This is a genomic window from Paraburkholderia terricola (assembly GCF_900142195.1).
Lineage (GTDB): Bacteria > Pseudomonadota > Gammaproteobacteria > Burkholderiales > Burkholderiaceae > Paraburkholderia > Paraburkholderia terricola.
Map to the genome: position 1 here is coordinate 21,285 of NZ_FRAB01000036.1, position 23,482 is coordinate 44,766.

Genomic DNA, 23,482 nt, shown 5'->3' on the forward strand with positions numbered 1-23,482 from the left:
CGGGATGAAGCGGGGAGATTGGCTGCACCCAACAGGGAACTGACGATCATGCCGTGCATGAAGTGACCAGCAACATTACCGCGGTTGTCAACGTGCTTTGGGTGCACTTCGGTCGCGTCATGGTTGCAGTTCTCAGCAAGTCAATCCTGTCGAGTACCTGTGGGTGCACCTCGAGGGTCATGCGGGGTCATGCGATTGTGAAATCGATGCCCTGACAGCAGCAGAGTCGAGCCAATCGCGCACGTAGTCCGACTCTGCTTTCTTCATTTACTGCCGCACGATTACTGCGTAACCGAGCATCCCGAAACGCAGGTATTGTTCGAATACTGCGCGGCTTTTACGCCCCAGTTCTTGCCAATGATGGTTCGGCTCGGGATGTTAGCGCCACGGAAGCCCTGCGCGTTGCTCGTGCCAGATACCGTGTTGTTGCGCACGATGTTGGTTGAGTAGTCCGCACTCGCCGCGACACCGCCCGTCAGCATCACCGAGGAAGACATGTCAGGCGCACCATAGCCATAGACGGCCTTAATGGTGTTGTACTCGATCACGTTATGGCCCGTCTGTTGCGTGGTGTTGTCATTCTCGATACCCACAGCGCAGTCGGTCACGGTGTTGTGTCCGATGTAGCCGTTCGTATGAGCAACGAACACCGGCCCATAGTAGCCGCAGCTCGCGAAGGTGTTGTAGATGATTTTGTCGCCGCTTCCGCCGTTGGTCGAGCCGTAGGTCTGGAACATCGATTGGCCGAAGAACTGCTTGAAGCTGTTGCCTGCCAGGAAGAAGTTGCTGACCGGACCAACGGTTTCAACCGGAATATCCCAATGCCGTGCGTCGTTGTTGTAATACTGCGGCACCACGGTGTTGGCGCCCACGAAATTACAGTTAACGATACTGTCGTCGTGATAGTAGTTGTTGTAGTCGCCGATGACGAACATCTGGTTGGCGTAGCCGGTGGTGCGCTTGAGCACGGTCTGTTGGCACTGAATGTGCCGGTTGCTCGCCCTCACATTGAGGGTGCCATTGATGACGCAAGTCCCGGACGGAACCAACACGTCGCCTGCATTGATTGCCTTCTGGAATGCGGCCGTGTCATTCGTTACACCGTCGCACTTCGCGCCATAGGCCATCGGATTCACCGGGTTCACGAGCGCCGGCGGGGTAAATTGTGTGGACGTCGATGTAGATGTGGACGTAGACGTGGCCTTGATATAGCACGCTTTCTGATAGCCAACCGCAGGATCGGCCATGGCGCTGTTGTCACACGGCACCTTGCCGGTATAGGTGCCATTCACCGCGTACATGGCCGAAGGTGCGCTCGGAGGCCACGCCCCATAGAGTACGCTCTGCGTGCCGGAGAAGGAGCAGGTGCCATGCTCGTCTGCACACTTGTTCCACGTAGTACCGTTCACGACGACACTCGACGGGTTGTTCTGCGCGTAAGCCGCGGGCAAAAAGGCGAGCGAAAAAAGGAAAAAAAGCAGGTATTTGAGATGTCTCATTCCGTTACATTCCAAAGTTAGACATGGCGCTATTTCTAGCGAAGAGGCGAAACAAGGGAACGCGTTGACCGCGTTCATTGCTGAAGAAGCTGACGCTTCCAATGTGCCGATATGCGCTCGCAGATACCGTTAGACGAACGTGTATCGACTGCTGCCACTAGGGCAGTGTTCTAAACCTGTTGATCGGGAAATAGTCATCAGGTGAATATTTGGTAGTACTTAATGTACGCTTGCATGTGATCCATATAGCGAAGTGCTATTAGTGATTAAAGCCTTGGATTGCACCACTAGGCCGGAGTACACGATCGGGCGAGACTCTCCCGTACGTACTCGACCTGCGACACGACTTAGTCGACCTCTCAGCTAGGTCGACGACTCGTCCCCCACACGCGGGACCAAAGGCCGACGCATGAGGTTTATGCATGCCGGGGCTAGCGTGTAAGACTTACGCTAGATTCTCAGCATGCTTGTAGATGTAACAACAGACTTCGACTTGATGCTTCAATTTCAAAATTGAGGATAACTAAAAGATCAGACAGATCTCTTTACCCCCAAGATTTCATGCATAACGCCTCGGTGCGAACCGAATGGGCCTTGGGCCAGTCCGCGCCGAATTGCGTAGCGCAGCATCCGCGGCGCGCATAGCCACGGATATTCGAGGCTCCGGTTCCATTAGTCAGTGCTGGGCGTCTACCGACAGTACAGAACCGGAATCGGTAAATATTGCTTATTCTTCAGGGTTCACGGTATTACTTGCAGAAGGTTTTGGCAGAAGAATTATAAACGTTTCACTTCTGTAACGAGTTTGGAAAAACTGCTGATAAGGACGAATCAGAAGCGGTCGTTTAATATTTGCTCAAAATGTTCCGCGGTTCGTGGTAATAAGAAAGCCGCACATTGTCTACGCGGGAAAATGAGTATTTTTATTTTTTTACGCGTTAATCTGGACTTGACTGACTAATAATTTAAAGCTACGGCAATTTATATTATTAATATTAAATCGGCCTCAGCCATTTTATCAGATCAATATCGCGAATCGAATTAATCGGTCGCTTCGGGGGGAACTCGGGCGGTTCAAGTGGTTCTGTAATAGGCGCGGTTAGGGTATTCGTTGGACGCTCGAGTCCCGACGCGGTCGTGGCCGGGTATTCCCATGCATTGCGAAAGCGCCGCTGCGGTCAAGGCGGTGAGGTTTTCCGAAGTATCGTTCGCGCTACACTACAACGCCCATTGTCGTGAGCCGATTTCCGGTACTACCTATCTACGACGTGGCATCTGTGGCGCGATCTAAGTCTCGATGGAGGCGACGACGTCACGGCGATGCTCACAAATCATTATTGCGCTGCTGTTTGTGCGCAACGTCGATGGTTTGCGCTGGAAAAATACTGCGTGCAAATCGCAAACGAACCATTACTTCAGCAGCAACGGGAAAAGGTGCTCTTCTTTTGCGACGCAGGGGTCTCCAGACGTGTTGGATTGCCGAGCTCCCCAAGCGCGAGAAGCATCAGCAGCGTCGTGTGTCACCATTTGAATGATCGGTCCAGCGATGGCCGTAGGCACTCGAGTTGCCATCGCCATTGGTTAGATTTTCGAGTGTTGCAGAGACATATTCGCCGGCGTCGGCCGGACATGAATGCGTTGCTGACAACTCCGCGGGCGCAGATGCGTCCAATCATGTAGTTGTACCTCGCCTTTCGCCGTTGCTGTCTCAACTCTGTCGTCGTGGTCAAAGACTTTGATTTTGAAGTTTGAGCCGGCAAATCGAAAGTAGCGATGGTGGATCTGGCCGCTATTGCCAACGACAACTGCGGGCGAAGCGCCACACGAGTCGTCTACCGTCACGTCCACCTCAAGGGTGCAAGAGATGATCGTAATGGCTTTCGCTGGGATTGAAGCTTTCAGCCATCGACTCTCATGCACCATTCGTCCACCTTCAACTATCCTGCATTCTGTCGCAGCAGGCTTGACGAGATGAGGATTGAAAAGCGGTGCCCCTTCGCGGGTAATGGAAAGGGCAGTGAGCATCTGACAAAATCTCTGCAAGAACATCAAAAAATGGAGGTCGAGTGCGGACGGTCGAATACCGCTTTTGCACCATTTGGCGCATCGACGCGCCAGTGCAGGAAGTTTGGGCGGCAATCCAGGATTCGGCGCGCTGGCCCGAGTGGTGGATTAACGTCGAGCGCGTGGACCAGCTAGAGGCCGGTTCCGATCAGGGCGTGGGCGCCGTACAACGCTATACGTGGAAAGGCCGGTTGCCCTATCGTCTCGTGTTCGACATGCGAGTGACGCGCGTCGAACCCTTGGTAGCGCTGGAAGGGGAAGCCAGTGGCGACGTCGAAGGCGTCGGCCGGTGGAGCTTTTCGACTGACGGACGCGATCTTACCGTGGTCCGCTATGACTGGTGCGTCCGTACGAACCGCGCATGGATGAATGCATTGGCGCCTTTATTGCGACCGGTTTTCCAATGGAACCATGACGCAGTGATGCGCGAAGGCGGCGCGGCGCTGGCGCGGCGGCTGCTTGGCGTCGAGCATGGATGAAGCCAGCGTGGCAATGGATTGAACGCTTTGCACTCGAGGCGCTCAGTGACGATGTAAGGCCGTAGCCGATGACGGAAAGTCACCCGTGGCGCCACGCGTTCGATTTCGTCCTTTGCGCTTTGCCTCACGCAAAGCCTTGTCGGCAGCGAGTATTAGCTCCACGGGCTCACCCACACTTCGCATCGGCATCCGCTCGTCAACATCTGCGCTTATCGTGACGAAGCCGGTTCGGTTGCCTGAATGTTCAATTTTCAGGCTACGGATAGCGCTGCGGATAGTGTCCGCGATTGCTACGGCATGGGCTACATCGGTATACGGAAGAAGCGCTGCAATCTCCTCTCCCATAGCGTGTGGCCAACTCTCCAGAACGTCGAGCTATCAGATCTCTGATGAAATGGCCAATCGTTCACAGGCGGTCATCGCCCGCTGCGTGTCCCTGGATGTCGTGGTATCGCTCGAAGCAATCGACATCCAGCATGATCAGTGCAAGAGCATTCACGTGACGCATGGCGCGACTGAATTCGCCATGCAATGCGATATCGAATTGGCGGTGATTTGCGGGCCAAGTCAGGCCGTCTTGTAATCCAAGTCGATCAAGAGTTCGATTTGGCGGATTAGATGCCAGACGAACAATCGCACCACAATGACGAGGCAAAGCACGTCAGCGGAATGCCCAGATTGTGTGGCGCCAGTACTCATGCAAAATCTCGTCTTTGGACAACGCAACTGCTACAAAGGACAGTGCGGGTGGCTGCGGTAGTTGTTCAGCCGCATGACGCCATTCTGCGATTCTCCTCGAAACGGGAATAACCCACCTTGATCTGCTTATCACGCGGGCGCCAATGCGCGGACCAAGGTTAGCGTGCTGTCGCTCGACTGCCCATGCACTTCAACTTCGCGAGCCATCAAGCGCAACGAGAGACAGGCACGCAATCACCACGAAGGCAATCGCGCGCCAGAGATGGTTTATTCAAGGTCAACTATCCCCGCAGACAGCGTGGAAGCACCTTGTAGCGAGGCATTTTCTTCGGAGAGAAATTCGCCATAGCCGCGAACGCATGGCGAGTCCATCGGCATCCGACCGCACGTCTTGACGTCCACGCGCTTCGAGAGAGGCCTTGTGTCCGCGTCGCGAGTTCACCAATGCGCATGTGCAGCGGAATACATGATCAGCACGCCCCGCGGCCGCTTCGTCGAAGCTGCATGAAGGCCGACAAATATTTCTGGCTACCGGTCTTGATAGGGTTTTCCCTGCCAGGATGCTTGCGCATCGAATTGCGGCGCGCTGATTCTCAGGATGGCGGTCCGCGCTTGAACCGGTGACGCCTAGCGATACGCGAGAAACCGTATAAGTACTTGTTGCGAAATAACATTATTCGAATGAGACGCCGATTTTTGCTGCAATGCAAGGTTCGAACCGAAGCAAACAAAGCGCAAAGGTAAGCGGATTTCGACAATCGCCGCATCCCTTCTTGAATTTGTCACCACCCGTCCATATAATTAGCACTCGCTGCACGAGAGTGCTAACAACATCGCCGGTTGGCTCGGCCAGCCGGGTTTTCTCAGCGTTCTTCAGTCTCAATCAAGAGAGGAGTATGTATGAACCTTCGTCCTTTGCATGATCGCGTGATCGTCAAACGTCTGGATCAAGAAACCAAGACCGCGTCGGGCATCGTGATCCCCGAAGCCGCAGCGGAAAAGCCGGATCAAGGCGAAATCCTGGCAGTCGGCCCGGGCAAGCGTGACGACAAGGGCGCATCCATTGCGCTCGACGTGAAGGTGGGTGACCGCGTTCTGTTCGGCAAGTACGCAGGCCAGACCGTCAAGGTCGACGGCAACGAACTGCTCGTCATGCGCGAAGAAGACATCATGGCCGTGGTGCAGAAGTAGGCGCAAGTCGCTACTTCCCCGGTTATATCCCAAGAATTCAAGGAGTTAGAAGATGGCAGCTAAAGACGTCGTATTCGGTGATTCCGCCCGTGCCAAGATGGTTGAAGGCGTGAATATCCTCGCGAACGCTGTGAAGGTCACGTTGGGTCCGAAGGGCCGCAACGTTGTCCTCGAGCGCAGCTTCGGCGGCCCGACGGTCACGAAAGATGGCGTTTCGGTCGCGAAAGAGATCGAACTGAAAGACAAGCTTCAGAACATGGGCGCGCAAATGGTCAAGGAAGTCGCTTCCAAGACCAGCGACAACGCCGGTGACGGTACCACGACCGCAACGGTCCTGGCTCAGTCGATCGTCCGCGAAGGCATGAAGTACGTCGCATCGGGCATGAATCCGATGGACCTGAAGCGCGGTATCGACAAGGCCGTGACCGCCGCGATCGAAGAACTGCGCAAGATCAGCAAGCCGTGCACGACCAACAAGGAAATCGCTCAGGTTGGCGCGATCTCGGCGAACAGCGATTCGTCGATCGGCGACCGTATCGCTGAAGCGATGGACAAGGTCGGCAAGGAAGGCGTCATCACCGTTGAAGACGGCAAGTCGTTGCAAGACGAACTGGACGTCGTCGAAGGTATGCAATTCGACCGCGGCTACCTGTCGCCGTACTTCATCAACAACCCGGACAAGCAAGTTGCCGTGCTCGAAAACCCGTTCGTGCTGTTGCACGACAAGAAGGTTTCGAACATCCGCGATCTGCTGCCGGTGCTGGAACAAGTCGCAAAGGCAGGCCGTCCGCTGCTGATCATCGCTGAAGACGTCGAAGGCGAAGCGCTGGCCACGCTGGTGGTGAACAACATCCGCGGCATCCTGAAGACGGTTGCCGTGAAGGCTCCGGGCTTCGGCGATCGCCGTAAAGCCATGCTGGAAGACATCGCGATCCTGACTGGCGGCCAAGTCATCGCGGAAGAAACCGGCCTCACGCTCGAGAAGGCAACGCTGGCCGAACTGGGTCAAGCAAAGCGCATCGAAGTGGGCAAGGAAAACACCACGATCATCGACGGCGCTGGCGAAGCTGCAAACATCGAAGCACGTGTGAAGCAGGTTCGCACGCAAATCGAAGAAGCTACGTCGGACTACGACCGTGAAAAGCTGCAGGAACGCGTTGCCAAGCTGGCAGGCGGCGTTGCAGTGATCAAGGTTGGCGCTGCGACCGAAGTCGAAATGAAGGAAAAGAAGGCGCGTGTCGAAGACGCACTGCACGCAACGCGCGCAGCTGTGGAAGAAGGCATCGTGGCCGGCGGCGGCGTCGCGCTGATCCGCGCACGCACGGCAATCGCAGGTCTGAAGGGCGCCAACGCCGATCAGGACGCAGGTATCAAGATCGTGCTGCGCGCGATGGAAGAGCCGCTGCGCCAGATCGTCACGAACGGCGGCGAAGAAGCCAGCGTCGTGGTGGCGGCTGTTGCTGCCGGTAAGGGCAACTACGGCTACAACGCGGCAACCGGCGAGTACGTCGACCTGGTTGACGCAGGTGTCGTGGACCCGACGAAGGTGACGCGCACCGCGCTGCAAAACGCAGCATCGGTTGCAGGTCTCCTGCTGACGACCGACGCAGCTGTGTGCGAACTGCCGAAGGAAGACGCTCCGATGGGCGGCGGCGGAATGCCGGGCGGCATGGGCGGCATGGGCATGGACATGTAATTCCGCGTGGGCCTCGTTACGAGGCTCGCTTGGGAATGCATGGGAAAGCGCGCCGCGAGGCGTGCTTTCCAACGAAAAACCCGCAAGGCATTTAGCTTTGCGGGTTTTTTCTTGGGAGCAGGCGGCGCGCGCGCGGGCACCCCCGGTATCACGAGGCCGCTTCGCGGGCGAGCTTCAGGGCGAGAGCGTTCTCGCGCAAATAGTCGAATATCTTCGCCACGCTTTGATCCGGCGTCAATGTTGCGGTATCGATCCGCAGCTCGGGCTCGACCGGGGCTTCATAGGGTGCCGATACACCGGTAAACGAAGGAATCTCTCCCGCCCTGGCTTTCGCATAGAGGCCTTTCGGATCACGGCGAGCGCACGTGTCGACCGGCGCGGAAAGATGGGTCTCGATGAATGTGCCCGCCCCAATGATTTCGCGCGCCATGGCCCGGTCTTCACGCATGGGAGAAATGAGCGCCGTGATGACAATGAGACCGGCGTCGTTCATCAACTGTGCGACGTGTGCGACTCTGCGAATGTTCTCGCGCCGATCTTCCTTTTCGAAGCTGAGGTCGCGCGCCAAGCCGTGACGGATATTGTCGCCGTCGAGCACATAGCACGCATGTCCGAGTGACACGAGCTGTTGTTCGAGCGCGAACGCGATGGTCGACTTGCCTGCACCTGAAAGACCGGTGAGCCAGATGGTGACCGGCCTTTGGCGGAACATCCGGATTCTGTCCTCAGCGGTAATCGCACCATGGCAACGTTGCACGAAAGCGTGAGACTTTCCCATTGTCATGCTCCCCTGGCGCTCAGGCGTGGTGCCATCGTTGGCGCCGGATTCCCGCGTTGCTCAGGCGCTCCGGTGAGTTCTCGGGTTCATTTATTCGGGCGACAACACGCTGAACCCATTGCCGATCTTTCGAGAAATTGCTGCCCGATTCGAGTGCACGCTTTTCGATTTCCGAGTTGGCATGAACAAAGAGTTCGTAATCGAAGCTATTGTCTTCAACGAATTCCGTTTTGGCCTCTCCGCTCAAACGGCTTGCGCTTTTTTGTGAACCGCTGGTCCTGTTTGTTTCGAAAACGAGCGGCAGGACAGTGTGGTAATTGGCGGTGCTCGTCGTGCTTCTGTGAATGCGATATGCGTGCTGGCCGCCGCCAATACGCGTTGCTAGACGCCTTGCGCGGCAGCTTTCCCGCCCTTGTCGATCGCATTCGAAGTGGACGAATCGACCTTTGCCTTTATTCAAATCGAAAAAGGGAATGGCGGATGATCCCCCGCCGTTCGGTAGAGGAAAGAAAAAGACGGGCAAAGACATGGGGTTAGGTGACGGATTTGCGAGTTGTAAGTGTAGCGTGATCAAAACTACGCTGGTTGTAACGTTTGATTGCGCAATACAACGCCTCGTTGCGTCGTTCAAGCAGCGATTCGTTTACCGACGGCCATGTAATTATGCGAAATCACATGTGCTGCTTATTCAAGAGCAGAAGGTGCCTCAAGAGAAAACCCGCACGGAGGCGGGTTTTTTGACCGTCAATAGCTCGGGACCAACAGCGAGGCCAACTGCGCCGCGCCCGCGCTTTTATCAGCAACAGACACGCCCCACGCATTTCAATGCCGCGCTTCTCCTGGTGCCGCGTCCTTGCCGGCCGCGGGCGGCGTTTCGTCGTCGCTGCTGCGCGCCCAGAAAAAACGGTCCGGCATATAGGCGCCCATGCCCGGCCGGAATGCGCTGCGCATGGCCTGGTACAGATATTCCTGCGCCTCACGCACGGCCTCGGCCGGTTCCTGGCCGTTGGCCAACAGCGCGGCGATGGCGGCTCCCAGCGTATCGGTCAGTCCCATGATCCGATGGCTGCCGCGGTCCCACATGTCCTGGCGCAACTGGCCGTCTTCGCTGAACAGCGTATTGACGAGCCGGTGGGTGCCGGTTTCCGTCGACAGAATGTATTCGCAGCCTTGCGATAGCAGATGCGAAATCGCGGCGTCGAGGCTCGGCGCCTCGGCGTCGCCGTCCGGCTGGGCGAGCGCGAGCAGCGTGGTGGAATCGGCGACCAGCAAGGTGGTTTGCGGCGCCAGCAGATCGGCGATCGCTTCGCGCAGTTCGTCGGCGGCGAGCACGTGTTCGTCGTCAAGCGTGAAGTCGGGGGCGAGAATCAGCGGAATGTCGTCGTAATCGGCGACCACTTCGGCGATGGCGCTGACCACTTCGGCGCGCGTGCACGCGCCGACCTTGAACGCGGCGATCGGCATGTCTTCGAGTAGCATCCGCGCCTGGGTGGCGACCACTTCGGGGTCGAGCCCGTTGACTTCGTCGCAGCTGGCCGAGTCGCGCACGGTATAGCCAGTGAGCACGGTGACGCCATGGCAGCCCATGCTTGCAAGCGTCATCAGGTCGGCTTGCAGGCCGGAGCCGCCGGTGGGGTCGGAGAGGCCGAAGGTGAGGACGATCGGAGGCGTATCGCTAGGCATGAAATTGACAAAAGGAGCGGTATTTAGGCGCAGAGAGTGCGCAATCGACTCAATTATGCGGCCTAAACTGTCGCGAGGGCGTTTTTTCGCATTCCTGGGCGCAATACCGGGAACGAGCGGCGCGCGCAAGGCCGCATGGTACCCGAGCGACCGCCTGCGGCGACGCAACCGGCATAGCCAGCGGCCGCTGCGGACTGCGATCGCGCGCTTGTGATTGCTAGGCATTGGGGCGGCAACACGGTACCATCATGGCTCCCATTTCCACGGACTCTACGACGCGACACAAGAATGGAATATCAAAGCTGGATGTGCCTGATTTGCGGCTGGATTTACGACGAAGAAGCCGGTTTGCCGGAGGAAGGCATTGCGCCGGGCACCCGCTGGGAGGACGTCCCCATTAACTGGACCTGCCCGGAGTGCGGAGCGCGCAAGGAAGACTTCGAGATGGTCCAGATCTGAAGGGGGGCATACCGGCGAATGCCGGCGCGGCGTTGCCTTTGCAAAACGGCGTGCGCCGCATCGAATGCGCCGGTTGCACGCCGGCGCACTGTCCGCCGTTGCGACACCGAACGTTCTCGATTGCGCCGCGCCGCAGCGGTAATCTGTCATTGTCCTGTCGCCGGTTCGCGCGTTAGCCGATCAGTCTGCGCGCGGCGCGAAGCGGCGGCCCGTCAGCTTCCTCTCGCCTGCTCATGACTCTCCGATCCGCCGCACCTGATTCCTTCGATGCCTTGCCGAATCCGCGCGGCGGCGCCGTCCGTTCCGCGGAGCTTGCGTTGGCCGAAGCGCTCCTCGCATTCGAACAGCGCGGCGAGAGCACCGCCGCGCTGGTGCGTGCGTCTCATGCGTTGCGCGTTGCCGGCTGGTTGAGCGCGCAGCGTTTCGCGGACGCCCTGGTGCGGCTCTCGCCGTTGGCGGCGGCCGATCCGGCCGAGGCGGACAGCACGCGGCCCGTGTTCGGTGCGGCGCTGCGTGATTTCCGCACGGCGCTCGAACGGCACAATCTGCGCGAACTGGCGTGCTCGCCCACGCTGTTCGAGCGCTATCGTGCCCTCTGCTCGCATTTGGCCGACCACACGCCCGGCTTCACCATCGCTTTCGAAGACCTCGCGCTCAGCGCGCGACCAGTGCCGCCGGTGTCGTTTCACGCCCAGGCCGCCGACCGGCTGGCCCATTTGCGAGCCCGCTACGAACGCGCGCTGCTGCCGGTACTGCGCTCCCAGCCGGACACCGGCAGCGCGGCCGCGCGGGCCGCCACCCACGCGGCGCTCGACGAACTGGACGCCGTGCTCGCCGAACTCGCCGGCCCGGACCCCTACGACTTCTGGCGTCTCGCCAAGGCCTGCACCAAAGCGTTGCGCGCGGGCGGCCGCGCCACCGGGGAAACCGACGCGCGGCGTTTCTACGCTCGCTGCAATCTCGCGCTGGCCGACCATGCACGCGGCATCCAGCGCGCGCCGCGTTCACTGGTGCGCGCAACGCTGGCGCTGCTGTGGCGCGACTATGCATTGTTCGGCGCCGCAGCCGAAGACGCCGACCAGGTCGAGGTGCTGCATGACTATGGCTTGACGGTCGATTGGCACGTCGCGGGAACGCTGGCATCCGAAATGCTATGGGAGGCAGGCGCCGTGCAAGCGCAAACGATTAGCGCCAGCCGTTCCGCGCTGACACGCGAATTGGGCGTGCTCACGGTCAACGCGCACGCCTATGAAGACTTTCTTCAGACGGCGGATGCCGCGATTTCGGCATTGACCGAGCATGCCCGCGCGGCGGACCAGCCCGAGAAAGCCGATCCGAGCGAAGCGCTGCAAGCGGGCGACGCCGCCTACCGGCTCGGCGCCGCCGCCTGCGCGCTCGGCCTGGGCCATGTGGCGCTGCTTGCCGACGCGCTAGGGCTCGCCTGGCGCCGCCGCGCGCACGCGGGCGTCTCGACCCCGGCAGTGCGCGAGCACGTGATCGTCGGCGCGCCGGCGGCGAGCACCCTCGAGCGGACCGCCGAAGCGTTGCGCGCGATGCTGCACAAGGTGGCGGCCGGCGTCGCTCCACCGGCCGGCGGAGCCACGCTGGCCGCGTTGACGCGCTCGATCGAGGAGGGCGACGCCTGACGGGCATGCGTGGCCGGCCGTGTCCGTGGCGAGCGTCGCCGCCGGCAGGAGAGCGAACAACGAAGGAAGCAATGATCGAACCGGGAGGCACATGAAATGCGTGCCGCAAACCGCTAACCTGCACCGTGGCCAGGGCTCGCGTGCGTGATAGAGTGGAACTTGACTGGCCGTCGATGGCTCGCGGCGCACTGCATCGCGCACATTGCGGTCCCATGCTCAAAGCCCGCCACACTGCATCGTCTTTGCTAAAATCCGAACTATGTCCAAGAGTAACGATCGCATCAATCTGACCAACCAGTTCCTGATCGCCATGCCGAACATGGCCGATCCGACGTTTTCGGGAACGGTGGTCTACCTTTGCGATCACAGTGAGCGCGGCGCGCTCGGCCTCGTGATCAACCGGCCGACCGATATCGACCTCGAAGCGCTCTTCAGTCGCATCGATCTCAAGCTCGAGATCGAACCCCTTCTTCACGTGCCCGTGTATTTCGGCGGTCCGGTGCAAACCGAGCGCGGCTTCGTGCTGCACGATCCGAAAGACGGCAACGTGTACACGTCGTCTATGTCGGTGCCGGGCGGGCTCGAGATGACCACTTCGAAAGACGTGCTCGAAGCCGTCGCGAGCGGCACCGGTCCGGAGCGTTTCCTGCTCACGCTCGGCCACGCCGGCTGGGGCGCGGGCCAGCTCGAGGAAGAAATTTCGAAGAACGGCTGGCTCACGGTGGAAGCCGACCCGAAAATCGTCTTCGACGTGCCCGCCGAAGAGCGTCTCGAAGCCGCGCTGGCGCTGCTGGGCATTTCGCTGTCCATGCTGTCGGGCGAGGCGGGCCACGCATGAACCTGCCGGCCGGACGTGAGGCGACGCTGCTTGCGTTCGACTATGGTGAAAAACGCATCGGCGTGGCGGTCGGCAATTCGCTGACGCGCCACGCGCGGCCGCTCGTGATCGTGCCGAACCGCAGCCGCGAATACCGGTTCGAGGCGGTCGGCAAGCTGATCGCCGAGTGGAAGCCCAACGCGTTGGTGGTCGGCTTGCCGATGCATCCCGACGGCACGCCTCATGAAATGACCCAGCTTGCGAAGCGCTTCGGCAATCAGCTTAACGGCCGCTTCAACCTGCCGGTGACGTGGGTCGACGAGCGCTATTCGTCGGTCGAGGCGAAGGCGGGAATCCGCGCCGGCAACGGCCGCGCCGACATGCTCGACGCCGAAGCCGCCAGCATCATCCTCCAGCAATATCTAGACGGACTTTCCGACGATCATGAGTTCCATTGACGCCGAAGCGCTTTATCGCGCGTTGCTCGAGCAGATTCGCGCCGTATACGGCGAGAAGCTCGGCGCGGGGCAAGACGGTGCGCAAGGCGCCGTGCTGGCCGGCATCTATAGCGGCGGCGCATGGCTTGCCGAGCGGCTCGCGCGCGATCTGAACCTGCCGAGCTTCGGCGTGGTGAACGTCGCGCTGCATCGCGACGACTACGCGAAAAAAGGCCTGCACTCGCAGGCGAGCCCGACCTCGCTGCCGTTCCTGGTCGACCAGTCCCGCATCGTGCTGGTGGACGACGTGCTCTACACCGGCCGCACCATTCGCGCCGCGCTGAACGAGCTATACGACTATGGCCGTCCGGCGTCGGTCGAACTGGCGGTGCTGGCCGATCGCGGCGGACGCGAGTTGCCGGTGGCGGCGCGCTTTGTCGGCGGCACGGTGAACGTGCCCGCCGACGCGACGCTCGTGCTGGCTCGCGCAGAGGGAGGCGCGGCGGGGCAGCAGCGTTTCACTTTTCACACCGAGGCACGCGTCGACTGAACGCGGCTTTGCACGCTGCGCAAGACCGTCATTGACTACGCGCGGGCGCACCGCGTTTCGCGCAAAGGGCCGGCGTAGCCGAAAACCACGCAAGCAGTCCGCATCGACATCGATCACGTTGAAGCCCGTATTTGAAGCAGGTACACCCATGAACACCGCCACTCAGGCTCCGAAGGATCCAGCCGATAGCGCCACCGAGCGCTTCCGTCATGGCTTCCTGAAGGGCAACCCGCAGCTCACGAAAAACGGCGAGCTCAAACATCTGTTGTCGATCGAGGGCTTGCCGAAGGCGATCGTCAATCACATTCTCGATACCGCCGAGCAGTTCGTCAGCGTGACCGATCGCGAAGTGAAAAAGGTGCCGCTCCTGCGCGGCAAGTCGGTGTTCAATCTGTTCTTCGAGAACTCCACGCGCACCCGCACCACCTTCGAGATCGCCGCCACGCGGTTGTCGGCGGACGTGCTGAATCTGAACATCAACGCGTCGTCCACGAGCAAGGGCGAATCGCTGCTTGACACGATCAACAACCTCTCGGCGATGCATGCCGATATGTTCGTCGTGCGTCACGCATCGAGCGGCGCGCCTTATCTGATCGCCCAGCATTGCGCGCCGCACGTGCACGTGATCAATGCCGGCGACGGCCGTCATGCGCACCCCACGCAAGGGCTGCTCGACATGTACACGATCCGCCACTACAAGAAGGACTTCACCAATCTGCGGGTGGCGATCGTCGGCGACATTCTGCATTCGCGGGTCGCGCGCTCCGACATTCATGCGTTGACCACCCTCGGCGTGCCGGAAGTGCGCGCGATCGGTCCGCGCACGCTATTGCCGGGCGGGCTCGAGCAGATGGGCGTGCGCGTGTTCCACAATCTCGACGAAGGCCTGAAGGACGTCGACGTGATCATCATGCTGCGTCTGCAAAACGAGCGGATGAGCGGCGCGCTGCTGCCCTCGGCGCAGGAGTATTTCAAGAGCTGGGGCTTGACGCCCGAGCGCCTCGCGCTCGCGAAGCCCGATGCGATCGTGATGCACCCCGGCCCGATGAATCGCGGCGTCGAAATCGATTCGCAGGTGGCCGACGGTCCGCAGTCGGTGATCCTCAATCAAGTGACGTTCGGCATCGCGGTGCGCATGGCGGTAATGGGCATCGTCGCGGGCAATCACGATTGAACTCGCCGGCTTCGAGCGCCGTCACGCAACGGGTGTCACGGCGCGCCGTCAGCACGACGGCACGGCAGCGTGCGAACCCGCGGCAAGTCACGCGAAACCTGGCTGAACACTGAACACAAGGCAGCGCATGAAGATTCATATTCAAGGCGGCACGCTGATCGATCCGGCAGCGGGCACCGAACAGCAGCAAGACATTTTTATCGCGGCGGGCAAGATCGCCGCGATCGGCAACGCGCCTGCCGATTTCCAGGCCGAGAAAACCATCGACGCGAAGGGCCTTTGGATCGCGCCGGGCCTGGTCGACCTTGCCGCGCGCTTGCGCGAGCCGGGCTATGAACACAAGGCCACGCTCGAATCGGAAATGGCCGCGGCGCTCGCGGGCGGCGTGACCAGTCTCGTGTGCCTGCCGGACACCGATCCGACGCTCGATGAACCGGGCCTCGTCGAGATGCTCAAGTTTCGCGCGCGCAATCTCGATCAGGCGCACGTCTATCCGCTCGGCGCATTGACCGTCGGTCTCAAGGGCCATGTGATCACCGAGATGGTCGAACTGACGGAAGCGGGCTGCATCGGCTTTTCGCAGGCCGACGTGCCGGTGGTCGACACGCAGGTGCTGATGCGCGCGCTGCAATACGCGAGGACCTACGGCTACACCGTATGGCTGCGTCCCGTGGATGCCTATCTCGGCAAGGGCGGCGTGGCCGCGAGCGGCGCGTTGGCGTCGCGCCTCGGGCTGTCGGGCGTGCCGGTGTCGGCGGAAACCATCGCGCTGCACACCATTTTCGAACTCGTGCGCGTGACCGGCGCGCGGGTGCATCTGTCGCATGTGTCGTCGGCGGCGGGCATTGCGCTGGTACGCGCCGCCAAGGCCGAGCGCTTGCCGGTGTCATGCGACGTTACCGTGAACCACGTGCATCTGATCGACCTCGACATCGGCTATTTCGACGCCCAGTACCGGCTCGATCCGCCGCTTCGCCAGCAACGCGATCGCGACGCGATCCGCGCAGGCCTCGTCGACGGCACGATCGACGCGATCTGCTCCGATCACACCCCGGTGGACGACGACGAAAAGCTGCTGCCGTTCGCCGAAGCCACGCCGGGCGCGACGGGTCTCGAACTATTGCTGTCGTTGACGGTGAAATGGGCCGACGAAGCGGGCTTGCCGCTCGCGAAGGCGTTCAACCGCATTACCGCGGCGCCGGCCGATGTGCTGAACCTGGAAGCCGCGGGCCGCATCGCCGTGGGCGGCGCGGCGGACCTGTGCGTGTTCGACCGCCACGCGCATTGGCTCGTGGAACCGCGCGCGCTGAAGAGCCAGGGGCACAACACGCCGTTCCTCGGCTATGAACTGCCGGCGCGCGTGCGGGCGACCATCGTGTCCGGCCGCCTCGCGTTCGAACAGCGCTAACATCCGCGGCATTGCCCGTTACGGAAAGCTCCGACATGAAGCTCGCGTTACGCAAGGCCCGTCTCATCGCGCATCTGCTGCACGGCATGTGGATCGTCGCGACGCGCTTTCCTAAAGCCGGCCCGGACCGGCGTCATGCGCTCAATCGCGCATGGTCGCTGAAAATGCTGCGTTTGTGCGGCATGCGGCTCGTCGTGCATAACGACGGTGCGCGCCTCGACCGCGGCGCGCTGGTGGTCGCCAATCACATCTCGTGGATCGACATCTACGTGATCAATGCATGGCGGCCCACGCCGTTCGTGTCCAAGGCGGAGATTCGCAATTGGCCGCTGGTGGGCTGGCTCGCGCAGCAATTGGACACGGTGTTCATCCAGCGCGAGAAGCGCAGCGACGCGAAGCGGATCATGCATGAGCTCGCCGACCGCTTGAGCGCCGGTGAACTGATGTGCGTGTTCCCTGAAGGCACGACGTCCAATGGACTCGCGCTGCTACCGTTTCACGCGAACATGTTTCAGGCGGCGGTATCGGCCTCGGCGCCGGTGCAGCCGCTGTGCATCATGTACGAGGACGCGCAAGGCCGGCAATCCACCGCGCCCGCCTATATCGACGATCTGTCGCTGGCGGATTCGCTGAACCTGCTGTTGCGCGGCGGACCCTTGACCGCGCATGTGTATGTGGGTGCGCCGCTGGCGCCGGGCGCCGACCGGCGCACGCTGGCGGCCGAAGCAGAAGCGGTCATTGCGGCTGCGTTGCAGGAAATGCAAAGCGGCATGGCGAGCGCCGGTGCCGTGTGTGCCGAGGAAGCCGCAACGCCTGCCGTGACGCAAGCGCTGATCGAAGAGCCAATCGACCAGCAGGGCCGCTCGGCGTAACGTTCAGTCGGTTCAGCCGACAGATCGTTGCGCCGCGATGAGCCGACGGTTCTTGCCAGGCACAACCGGCTCAATTACCGGTGCCAGCCTCGCGGCAAGGCTCGCAATCGACCTGCGTCAGCGTGCGCTCGGCGGGATTGGGCGCGAGTCGCACGGCCGACAGCTTTTCGCCCCATACGCAGCCGGAGTCGAGTCCGATCAGGTTGTCGCGCAAGGTCAAGCCGACTGCGGCCCAATGGCCAAACACCACGGTGACGTCCGCGGTTTTGCGCGACGGCACGTCGAACCACGGCATGCAACCCGGCGGCGCGGCGTTCAGGCCGCCGCTTGTGCTGAAATCCATCGCGCCATCGGCGGTGCAGAAACGGATGCGTGTCAACGCGCTGCACGTCAGCCGCAAGCGGTCGATGCCCTTCAGGCTGGGCGTCCAGCGGTTCGGCTCGTTGCCGTACAAACCGGCGAGTGTTTCCTTCCAGCTCGGCGCGCGCAGCGCGCGCTGCAATTCGTCGGCGAGTTCCATCGTGAGGTCCGCGTCCCACTGCGGCAGGACGCCCGCGTGCACCATCAGCATGCCGTTGTCGAAGTGCGCGAGCGGGCGGTGGCGAATCCATTCGAGCAGTTCGGGGGCGTCCGGCGCGGCGAGGATTTCGTCGATCGTGTCGCCTTTCTTCGACTTGCGAATTCCCGCCGACACCGACAGCAAATGCAGATCGTGATTGCCCAGCACCGGCACGGCGAGCTCACCCATCGCGATGACGTCGCGCAGCGTGGCGAGCGATTCCGTCCCACGGTTGATCAGGTCGCCCGCGAACCACAGCGGCGTGCCCGCCGGCGGCGCGGCCTTGGCCAGCAGCCGCTGGAACGGCGTGCGGCAGCCTTGCAGGTCGCCGAAGGCGAGCGGTGGCGGGTGCGGCTGTGAAGCGGAGTGGGTGCTGGAAGTGCTCAAGGGTGTCATCGAGGGATTCGGTGCAGTTTGATACATGCGGTTACGCATGCGACGTGCCGCGCTGGGCAGTGCAACATCGTAGCGTGACATAATAGCCCGTTTGAAGCGCGGGCATCGCCCATGCGCCGTCAGGCGCAGCCGGAAGGGCATAGCGCTGGCGCCCACGCGATATTGCGGCACAACAGGATGACCTCGTGAACGGAGAAAGCATGTCGACCTATCATGCGAAGCAACCCATCCGCACGCTCGTCACCGGGGCGAGCGGCTTCACTGGCCGTTATCTGGTCGACAACCTGCTCGGCCGCGGGCATACGGTGATCGAAACGATCGCCGGGCGCGACGAGCCGGAAACGCCCACGCGCCTGCGTCTCGACATCACGTCGCCGGATGCGTGCCGGCGCGTGATCGAAACGGCGCGGCCCGACTACATCGTGCACCTCGCCGCGATCAGCTTCGTGGGTCATAACGATCCGCTCGACTTTTACCGCGTCAATGTAATCGGCACGCTCAATCTGCTCGAGGCCTGCTCGGCCGTCGGTCATACGCCGCGCAAGCTGTTGATCGCGAGCAGCGCGAACGTATATGGCAATGTGACGAGCGACGCCATCGAGGAGAGCTTTCCGGTCACGCCCGTCAACCACTATGCCGCCAGCAAGGCGGCAATGGAAACAATGGTGCGGACGTGGTTCGACCGGCTGCCGATCCTGATCGTGCGGCCGTTCAACTATACCGGTCGCGGACAGGCGTCGAATTTCCTCGTGCCGAAGATCGTCGAGCATTTCGCGCGGCGCGAACCGTCCATCGAGTTGGGCAATATCGACGTGGCGCGCGATTTCTCCGACGTGCGCTATGTGGCGAGCGCTTATGAAGCGCTGCTCGATTCCGAGGCCGCGGCCGAAACGGTCAACGTCTGCACCGGCACGCCCTATACGCTGCGCGAGATTCTCTCGGCGGCCAGCGATCTCACGGGCCACGAACTCGACGTGCGGATCAATCCCGCCTTCGTGCGGCAAACCGACGTCAAGATGCTGGCCGGTTCGCCCGCGAAACTGCGTACGCTCGTGCCGGAAGTCGAATCGATTCCGTTCATGGAGACACTGCGCTGGATGTTGGCGGCTTAGTTATTTTTACCGAAAATCGATTCGCAGAGGTAGCGCCAGGCAAGTCTGACCGATATGAGTGGCGTACCCGTTTGCGACGCATGCCATTCAATCTGGGTGTTGGAATGTAATCGTGCTGCAAATTCCGAAACGGTTTGTAGCAAGCGGGAAAATTACGAAATTTGGATGTGATCGCCCATCAGGCCGGCCGCTCGAGCCGGCACACCAAATAGCGGGATTAAGGCGTGTCCTTACCACAAGCTTGTGTCAGGCCTGTATGGATCAGGGCTTCCCCCCACTGTTTTTTTGCTTCCGGTGCGATGTATCAAGTCGTATAGGGGCATTGTTTTGGAGGCTGGCTGTCATATAATCTCCGCTCCCAAAGCGTCAAAAGCGCGCCTGGCCGTGGTGCTCTTCGTCTCCATTGCCTAATGAGGCACGGCCGTGTATCCCAGCCGATTGTTGCGAGGACCCGCATTCAACGAGCGTCCGGCCGGTGCTGCAGGCGCCGGCGGAGGTGGGGCGGGGCGCGTTGCCTATGCTGCGGCGCACGAATACAACTTAAGGATTTGTATGATTCTCGTAACGGGCGGCGCCGGCTTCATCGGCGCGAATTTCGTGCTGGACTGGCTCAGTGCAAGTGACGAACCTGTGGTGAACGTGGACAAACTCACGTACGCGGGTAATCTGGCCACGCTTAAGTCGCTTCAGGGAAGCGACAAGCACATTTTTGCCCGGGTCGACATCTGCGATCGTGCCGCGCTCGACGCATTGCTGGCTGAGCACAAGCCGCGCGCCGTGCTGCACTTCGCGGCGGAGAGCCACGTTGACCGTTCCATCGACAGCCCGGTTGACTTCGTGCAGACCAACGTGATTGGCACGTTCACGCTGCTCGAGGCGGTTCGCACCTACTGGAGCGCGTTGCCGGAGGCCGAAAAGTCGGCTTTCCGCATGCTGGCAGTCTCCACCGACGAAGTCTTCGGCTCGCTCGGTCCGCAAGATCCTCAGTTTTCCGAAACAACACCGTACGCGCCGAATAGCCCCTATTCGGCCACGAAAGCCGCATCGGATCATCTGGTGCGGGCGTACCGCCACACGTACGGTTTGCCGACGCTGACTACCAACTGTTCGAACAACTACGGTCCGTATCATTTCCCGGAAAAACTCATTCCATTGATGATCACCAATGCGCTCGCAGGCAAGTCGTTGCCGATCTACGGCGACGGTCAGAACGTGCGCGACTGGCTGTATGTGACCGACCACTGCTCGGCAATCCGCCAGGTGCTCGCGAGCGGCAAGCCGGGTGAAACCTATAACGTCGGCGGCTGGAACGAGAAAACCAACCTCGAAGTCGTCCATACCCTGTGCGACCTGCTTGACAAACTGAAGCCCAAGGCGGGAGGCTCGTATCGCGACCAGATGACCTTCATCAGGGATCGTCCGGGCCATGATCGCCGTTATGCGATCGACGCGCGCAAGCTCGAGCGCGAGCTTGGCTGGAAGCCGGCCGAAACGTTCGAGACGGGGCTCGCGAAGACTGTCCAGTGGTATCTCGACAACCAGGAATGGGTCGACGAAGTCGCTTCGGGCGAGTACCGCAAGTGGGTCGAAACCAACTACGCGCAACGCGCGTAAGGGCGGCACGATGGCACGCAAAGGCATCATTCTCGCGGGCGGGTCGGGCACGCGGCTGTATCCGATTACGCATGTCGTGTCGAAGCAATTGCTTCCCGTGTACGACAAGCCAATGATCTATTACCCGCTGTCGACGCTGATGGTCGCAGGCATTCGCGACGTGCTGATCATCTCGACGCCGCAAGACACGCCGCGCTTCGAGGCGATGCTCGGTGACGGCAGCCAGTGGGGGATGCACATTCAGTATGCTGTGCAGCCCTCGCCGGACGGGCTCGCGCAGGCGTTCATCATCGGCAGGGAGTTCGTGGGGAACGACCCGTCGGCACTCATTCTCGGCGATAACATCTTCTACGGCCACGATCTGGCGAAGCAGCTTGAGCGCGCCAATGCGCAGACCGACGGCGCGACCGTGTTCGCGTATCACGTGCATGATCCGGAGCGGTATGGCGTGGTTGAATTCGATAAGGAATTCCGCGCGCTGTCGATCGAGGAGAAGCCGGCAAAGCCGCGTTCGAATTACGCGGTCACGGGGCTCTACTTCTACGACAAACGCGTGTGCGACATAGCGGCGGACATCGTGCCGTCGCCGCGCGGCGAACTCGAGATTACCGACGTGAATTCGCGTTACCTGAAGGACGGCGCGCTCGATGTCGAAATCATGGGGCGTGGTTATGCGTGGCTGGACACGGGCACCCATGAATCGCTGATCGAGGCGGCGACGTTCATTGCGACCCTGCAGAAGCGCCAGGGGCTTGTGGTCGCGTGCCCGGAAGAGGTCGCTTATCGTAAGCGCTGGATCGACGCCGAGCAATTGATGAAGCTCGCGCAGCCACTCGCGAAGAACGGTTACGGTCAGTACCTTAAAAACATTCTTACGGATCAAGTGGCATGGCCATCCAGGTAACAGTAACGGTGCTTCCCGAAATCAAGATCATCGAACCGAAGGTGTTCGGCGACGCGCGAGGCTTCTTCTTCGAGAGCTTCAATGCGCGCGAATTCGCGGAGCAGGTGGACAGCAGCGTCGAGTTCGTGCAGGACAACCATTCGCGTTCGGCGAAGGGCGTGCTGCGCGGGCTGCACTATCAGATCGAACATGCGCAGGGCAAGCTGGTGCGCGTGGTCGAGGGCGAGGTGTTCGACGTCGCGGTCGACATCCGCAAGAGCTCGCCGAATTTCGGCAAGTGGGTCGGTGTGAATCTGTCGGAAGAAAACCATCGGCAGTTGTGGGTGCCGCCGGGATTTGCACATGGCTTCGTCGTGCTGTCGGAGTGGGCGCAGTTCCTCTACAAGACGACCGACTACTGGTATCAGGCGCATGAGCGCAGCATCGTGTGGAACGATCCGGAGATCGGCATCGAATGGCCGATAGATTTCGAGCCCCTGCTCGCGGCGAAGGATGCGGCGGGCAAGCGGCTGGCGGAAGCGGAGGTGTTCGCATGAAGATTTTCGTCACCGGTGCGAACGGCCAGGTTGGCTGGGAACTTGCGCGCAGCCTGTCGGTGCTGGGCGAAGTGCGCGCCGTCGATCGCCGCAGCTTCGATCTCTCGAAGCCCGATACCTTGCGTCAGTCCGTGCTCGACTTCTGCCCGGACGTGATCGTCAACGCGGCGGCCTACACGGCGGTCGACAAGGCTGAAAGCGAGGAAGCGCAGGCGACCACGATCAACGGCGAGGCCGTCGGCGAACTCGCGCGCGCGGCGCGCGAATGCGGCGCGCTGTTCATCCATTACTCGACCGACTACGTGTTCGACGGCTCGAAGCAGGGTGCGTATCTGGAAACGGACGACACCTGCGCCGTCAACGCCTACGGCCGCAGCAAGCTCGCGGGCGAACTCGCCACGCGTGAGGCGGGCGGCGACTGGCTGGTGTTCCGCACGACCTGGGTCTATGCCGCGCGTGGCAGTAACTTCATGCGCACTATTTTGCGTCTGGCGGCGAGCCGCGAGGAATTGCGCATCGTCGGCGACCAGTTCGGCGCCCCGACGTGGGCACGCGACATCGCCGACGCCACCGCGCAGATCGTGAGCCGCGCGATAGCCGAGCGACGCGCCGGCACGTTCCGTTCGGGACTGTTCAATCTGTCGGCGGGCGGCTCGACCAACTGGCACGGCTACGCCGACGCGATCATCGCGGAGGCGCGCCGGCTGCAGCCCGACACTGAGTACATGGTGAAATCGGTCGTGCCCATCCGCACCGACGAGTATCCGTTGCCCGCACCGCGTCCGGCCAATTCGGTGTTGTCCAACGACGCGCTGCAGACGCGTTTCGGCGTTCGCCTGCCGGACTGGCGAGTCGGCATGTCGCTCTGCCTGGCCGACTTGCTCGCCGCGTTCCGCTAAGTGCCGGAAC

At 61.1% G+C, this 23,482-nt stretch carries 24 protein-coding genes; 16 read left to right on the forward strand and 8 right to left on the reverse strand.

Annotated features, from left to right (window positions below):
• Nucleotides 1–281: 281 nt before the first annotated feature.
• Together BUE39_RS24825 and BUE39_RS34945 are read right to left on the reverse strand one after the other, a co-directional pair.
• Entirely contained in the window at nt 282–1,499 is a 1,218-nt protein-coding gene (locus tag BUE39_RS24825; RefSeq protein WP_073431370.1) for a pectate lyase family protein, read from the reverse strand.
• 1,581 nt (nt 1,500–3,080) lie between these two features.
• Nucleotides 3,081–3,524 (reverse strand): hypothetical protein, encoded by a 444-nt coding sequence (locus tag BUE39_RS34945; RefSeq protein ID WP_159442592.1) that lies wholly within the window; start codon nt 3,522–3,524, stop codon nt 3,081–3,083.
• A 41-nt stretch (nt 3,525–3,565) separates the two neighbouring features.
• Here BUE39_RS34945 and BUE39_RS24830 point away from each other — a divergent pair, with 41 nt between their 5' ends.
• Nucleotides 3,566–4,042, forward strand: coding sequence for an SRPBCC family protein (locus BUE39_RS24830; RefSeq protein ID WP_073431371.1), 477 nt, complete (start codon nt 3,566–3,568; stop codon nt 4,040–4,042).
• A 42-nt stretch (nt 4,043–4,084) separates the two neighbouring features.
• Here BUE39_RS24830 and BUE39_RS36100 read toward each other — a convergent pair whose 3' ends face one another.
• Both BUE39_RS36100 and BUE39_RS36105 read right to left on the reverse strand, forming a co-directional pair.
• The gene (locus BUE39_RS36100; RefSeq protein ID WP_073431372.1) at nt 4,085–4,387 is read right to left on the reverse strand and encodes a GGDEF domain-containing protein; all 303 of its coding nucleotides are present in this window, start codon (nt 4,385–4,387) and stop codon (nt 4,085–4,087) included.
• Nucleotides 4,388–4,448: 61 nt separating this feature from the next.
• Entirely contained in the window at nt 4,449–4,697 is a 249-nt protein-coding gene (locus BUE39_RS36105; protein WP_073431373.1) for a GGDEF domain-containing protein, read from the reverse strand.
• 944 nt (nt 4,698–5,641) lie between these two features.
• Between BUE39_RS36105 and groES the strand changes: the two genes are divergently transcribed.
• Together groES and groL are read left to right on the forward strand one after the other, a co-directional pair.
• Nucleotides 5,642–5,932, forward strand: coding sequence for a co-chaperone GroES (groES, locus tag BUE39_RS24845; RefSeq protein ID WP_073431374.1), 291 nt, complete (start codon nt 5,642–5,644; stop codon nt 5,930–5,932).
• A 52-nt stretch (nt 5,933–5,984) separates the two neighbouring features.
• Complete coding sequence (groL, locus tag BUE39_RS24850; RefSeq protein WP_073431375.1) at nt 5,985–7,628, forward strand: chaperonin GroEL; 1,644 nt, start codon at nt 5,985–5,987, stop codon at nt 7,626–7,628.
• 148 nt (nt 7,629–7,776) lie between these two features.
• Here groL and cysC read toward each other — a convergent pair whose 3' ends face one another.
• The 3 genes from cysC to BUE39_RS24860 form a co-directional block, all read right to left on the reverse strand.
• Complete coding sequence (gene cysC / locus BUE39_RS24855) at nt 7,777–8,406, reverse strand: adenylyl-sulfate kinase (RefSeq protein ID WP_073431376.1); 630 nt, start codon at nt 8,404–8,406, stop codon at nt 7,777–7,779.
• 19 nt (nt 8,407–8,425) lie between these two features.
• Entirely contained in the window at nt 8,426–9,037 is a 612-nt protein-coding gene (locus BUE39_RS34445; RefSeq protein WP_143031976.1) for a hypothetical protein, read from the reverse strand.
• Nucleotides 9,038–9,228: 191 nt separating this feature from the next.
• Nucleotides 9,229–10,089: a hydroxymethylpyrimidine/phosphomethylpyrimidine kinase gene (locus BUE39_RS24860; RefSeq protein WP_073431377.1), complete on the reverse strand. Its 861-nt coding sequence runs from the start codon at nt 10,087–10,089 to the stop codon at nt 9,229–9,231.
• Nucleotides 10,090–10,377: 288 nt separating this feature from the next.
• Here BUE39_RS24860 and BUE39_RS24865 point away from each other — a divergent pair, with 288 nt between their 5' ends.
• From BUE39_RS24865 to BUE39_RS24900, 8 genes are all read left to right on the forward strand, one after another.
• On the forward strand, nt 10,378–10,548 hold the full coding sequence (locus BUE39_RS24865; protein ID WP_007178992.1) for a rubredoxin: 171 nt from the start codon (nt 10,378–10,380) through the stop codon (nt 10,546–10,548).
• Between the two features lie 233 nt (nt 10,549–10,781).
• Complete coding sequence (locus tag BUE39_RS24870; protein WP_073431378.1) at nt 10,782–12,194, forward strand: hypothetical protein; 1,413 nt, start codon at nt 10,782–10,784, stop codon at nt 12,192–12,194.
• Nucleotides 12,195–12,453: 259 nt separating this feature from the next.
• Nucleotides 12,454–13,032, forward strand: coding sequence for a YqgE/AlgH family protein (locus BUE39_RS24875; protein ID WP_073431379.1), 579 nt, complete (start codon nt 12,454–12,456; stop codon nt 13,030–13,032).
• The gene (ruvX, locus tag BUE39_RS24880) at nt 13,029–13,469 is read left to right on the forward strand and encodes a Holliday junction resolvase RuvX (protein ID WP_073431380.1); all 441 of its coding nucleotides are present in this window, start codon (nt 13,029–13,031) and stop codon (nt 13,467–13,469) included. The genes BUE39_RS24875 and ruvX overlap by 4 nt, the downstream gene beginning before the upstream one ends.
• On the forward strand, nt 13,456–13,998 hold the full coding sequence (gene pyrR, locus BUE39_RS24885; RefSeq protein ID WP_073431381.1) for a bifunctional pyr operon transcriptional regulator/uracil phosphoribosyltransferase PyrR: 543 nt from the start codon (nt 13,456–13,458) through the stop codon (nt 13,996–13,998). Before ruvX ends, pyrR begins: the two co-directional genes overlap by 14 nt.
• A 148-nt stretch (nt 13,999–14,146) precedes the next feature.
• Nucleotides 14,147–15,172: an aspartate carbamoyltransferase catalytic subunit gene (locus BUE39_RS24890; RefSeq protein ID WP_073431382.1), complete on the forward strand. Its 1,026-nt coding sequence runs from the start codon at nt 14,147–14,149 to the stop codon at nt 15,170–15,172.
• A 127-nt stretch (nt 15,173–15,299) separates the two neighbouring features.
• A complete protein-coding gene (locus BUE39_RS24895; protein ID WP_073431383.1) occupies nt 15,300–16,580 on the forward strand; it encodes a dihydroorotase in 1,281 nt (426 codons plus the stop codon).
• A 35-nt stretch (nt 16,581–16,615) separates the two neighbouring features.
• Nucleotides 16,616–17,452 carry a lysophospholipid acyltransferase family protein gene (locus tag BUE39_RS24900; RefSeq protein WP_073431384.1) on the forward strand — a complete coding sequence of 279 codons (837 nt, stop codon included), beginning with the start codon at nt 16,616–16,618 and terminating at the stop codon, nt 17,450–17,452.
• A 70-nt stretch (nt 17,453–17,522) separates the two neighbouring features.
• On the opposite strand, the gene BUE39_RS24905 is transcribed toward BUE39_RS24900, so the two are convergent.
• On the reverse strand, nt 17,523–18,407 hold the full coding sequence (locus BUE39_RS24905; RefSeq protein WP_073431385.1) for a symmetrical bis(5'-nucleosyl)-tetraphosphatase: 885 nt from the start codon (nt 18,405–18,407) through the stop codon (nt 17,523–17,525).
• Between the two features lie 200 nt (nt 18,408–18,607).
• Between BUE39_RS24905 and BUE39_RS24910 the strand changes: the two genes are divergently transcribed.
• The 5 genes from BUE39_RS24910 to rfbD all read left to right on the forward strand — a co-directional run bounded on the left by BUE39_RS24910 (nt 18,608) and on the right by rfbD (nt 23,472).
• Nucleotides 18,608–19,519 carry a GDP-mannose 4,6-dehydratase gene (locus BUE39_RS24910; protein ID WP_073431386.1) on the forward strand — a complete coding sequence of 304 codons (912 nt, stop codon included), beginning with the start codon at nt 18,608–18,610 and terminating at the stop codon, nt 19,517–19,519.
• Nucleotides 19,520–20,071: 552 nt separating this feature from the next.
• The gene (gene rfbB / locus BUE39_RS24915; protein WP_073431387.1) at nt 20,072–21,133 is read left to right on the forward strand and encodes a dTDP-glucose 4,6-dehydratase; all 1,062 of its coding nucleotides are present in this window, start codon (nt 20,072–20,074) and stop codon (nt 21,131–21,133) included.
• 10 nt (nt 21,134–21,143) lie between these two features.
• Nucleotides 21,144–22,037, forward strand: coding sequence for a glucose-1-phosphate thymidylyltransferase RfbA (rfbA, locus tag BUE39_RS24920; protein WP_073431388.1), 894 nt, complete (start codon nt 21,144–21,146; stop codon nt 22,035–22,037).
• The gene (gene rfbC, locus BUE39_RS24925; protein WP_073431389.1) at nt 22,022–22,573 is read left to right on the forward strand and encodes a dTDP-4-dehydrorhamnose 3,5-epimerase; all 552 of its coding nucleotides are present in this window, start codon (nt 22,022–22,024) and stop codon (nt 22,571–22,573) included. The genes rfbA and rfbC overlap by 16 nt, the downstream gene beginning before the upstream one ends.
• On the forward strand, nt 22,570–23,472 hold the full coding sequence (gene rfbD, locus BUE39_RS24930) for a dTDP-4-dehydrorhamnose reductase (RefSeq protein ID WP_073431390.1): 903 nt from the start codon (nt 22,570–22,572) through the stop codon (nt 23,470–23,472). The genes rfbC and rfbD overlap by 4 nt, the downstream gene beginning before the upstream one ends.
• The last annotated feature ends 10 nt before the right edge of the window (nt 23,473–23,482 follow it).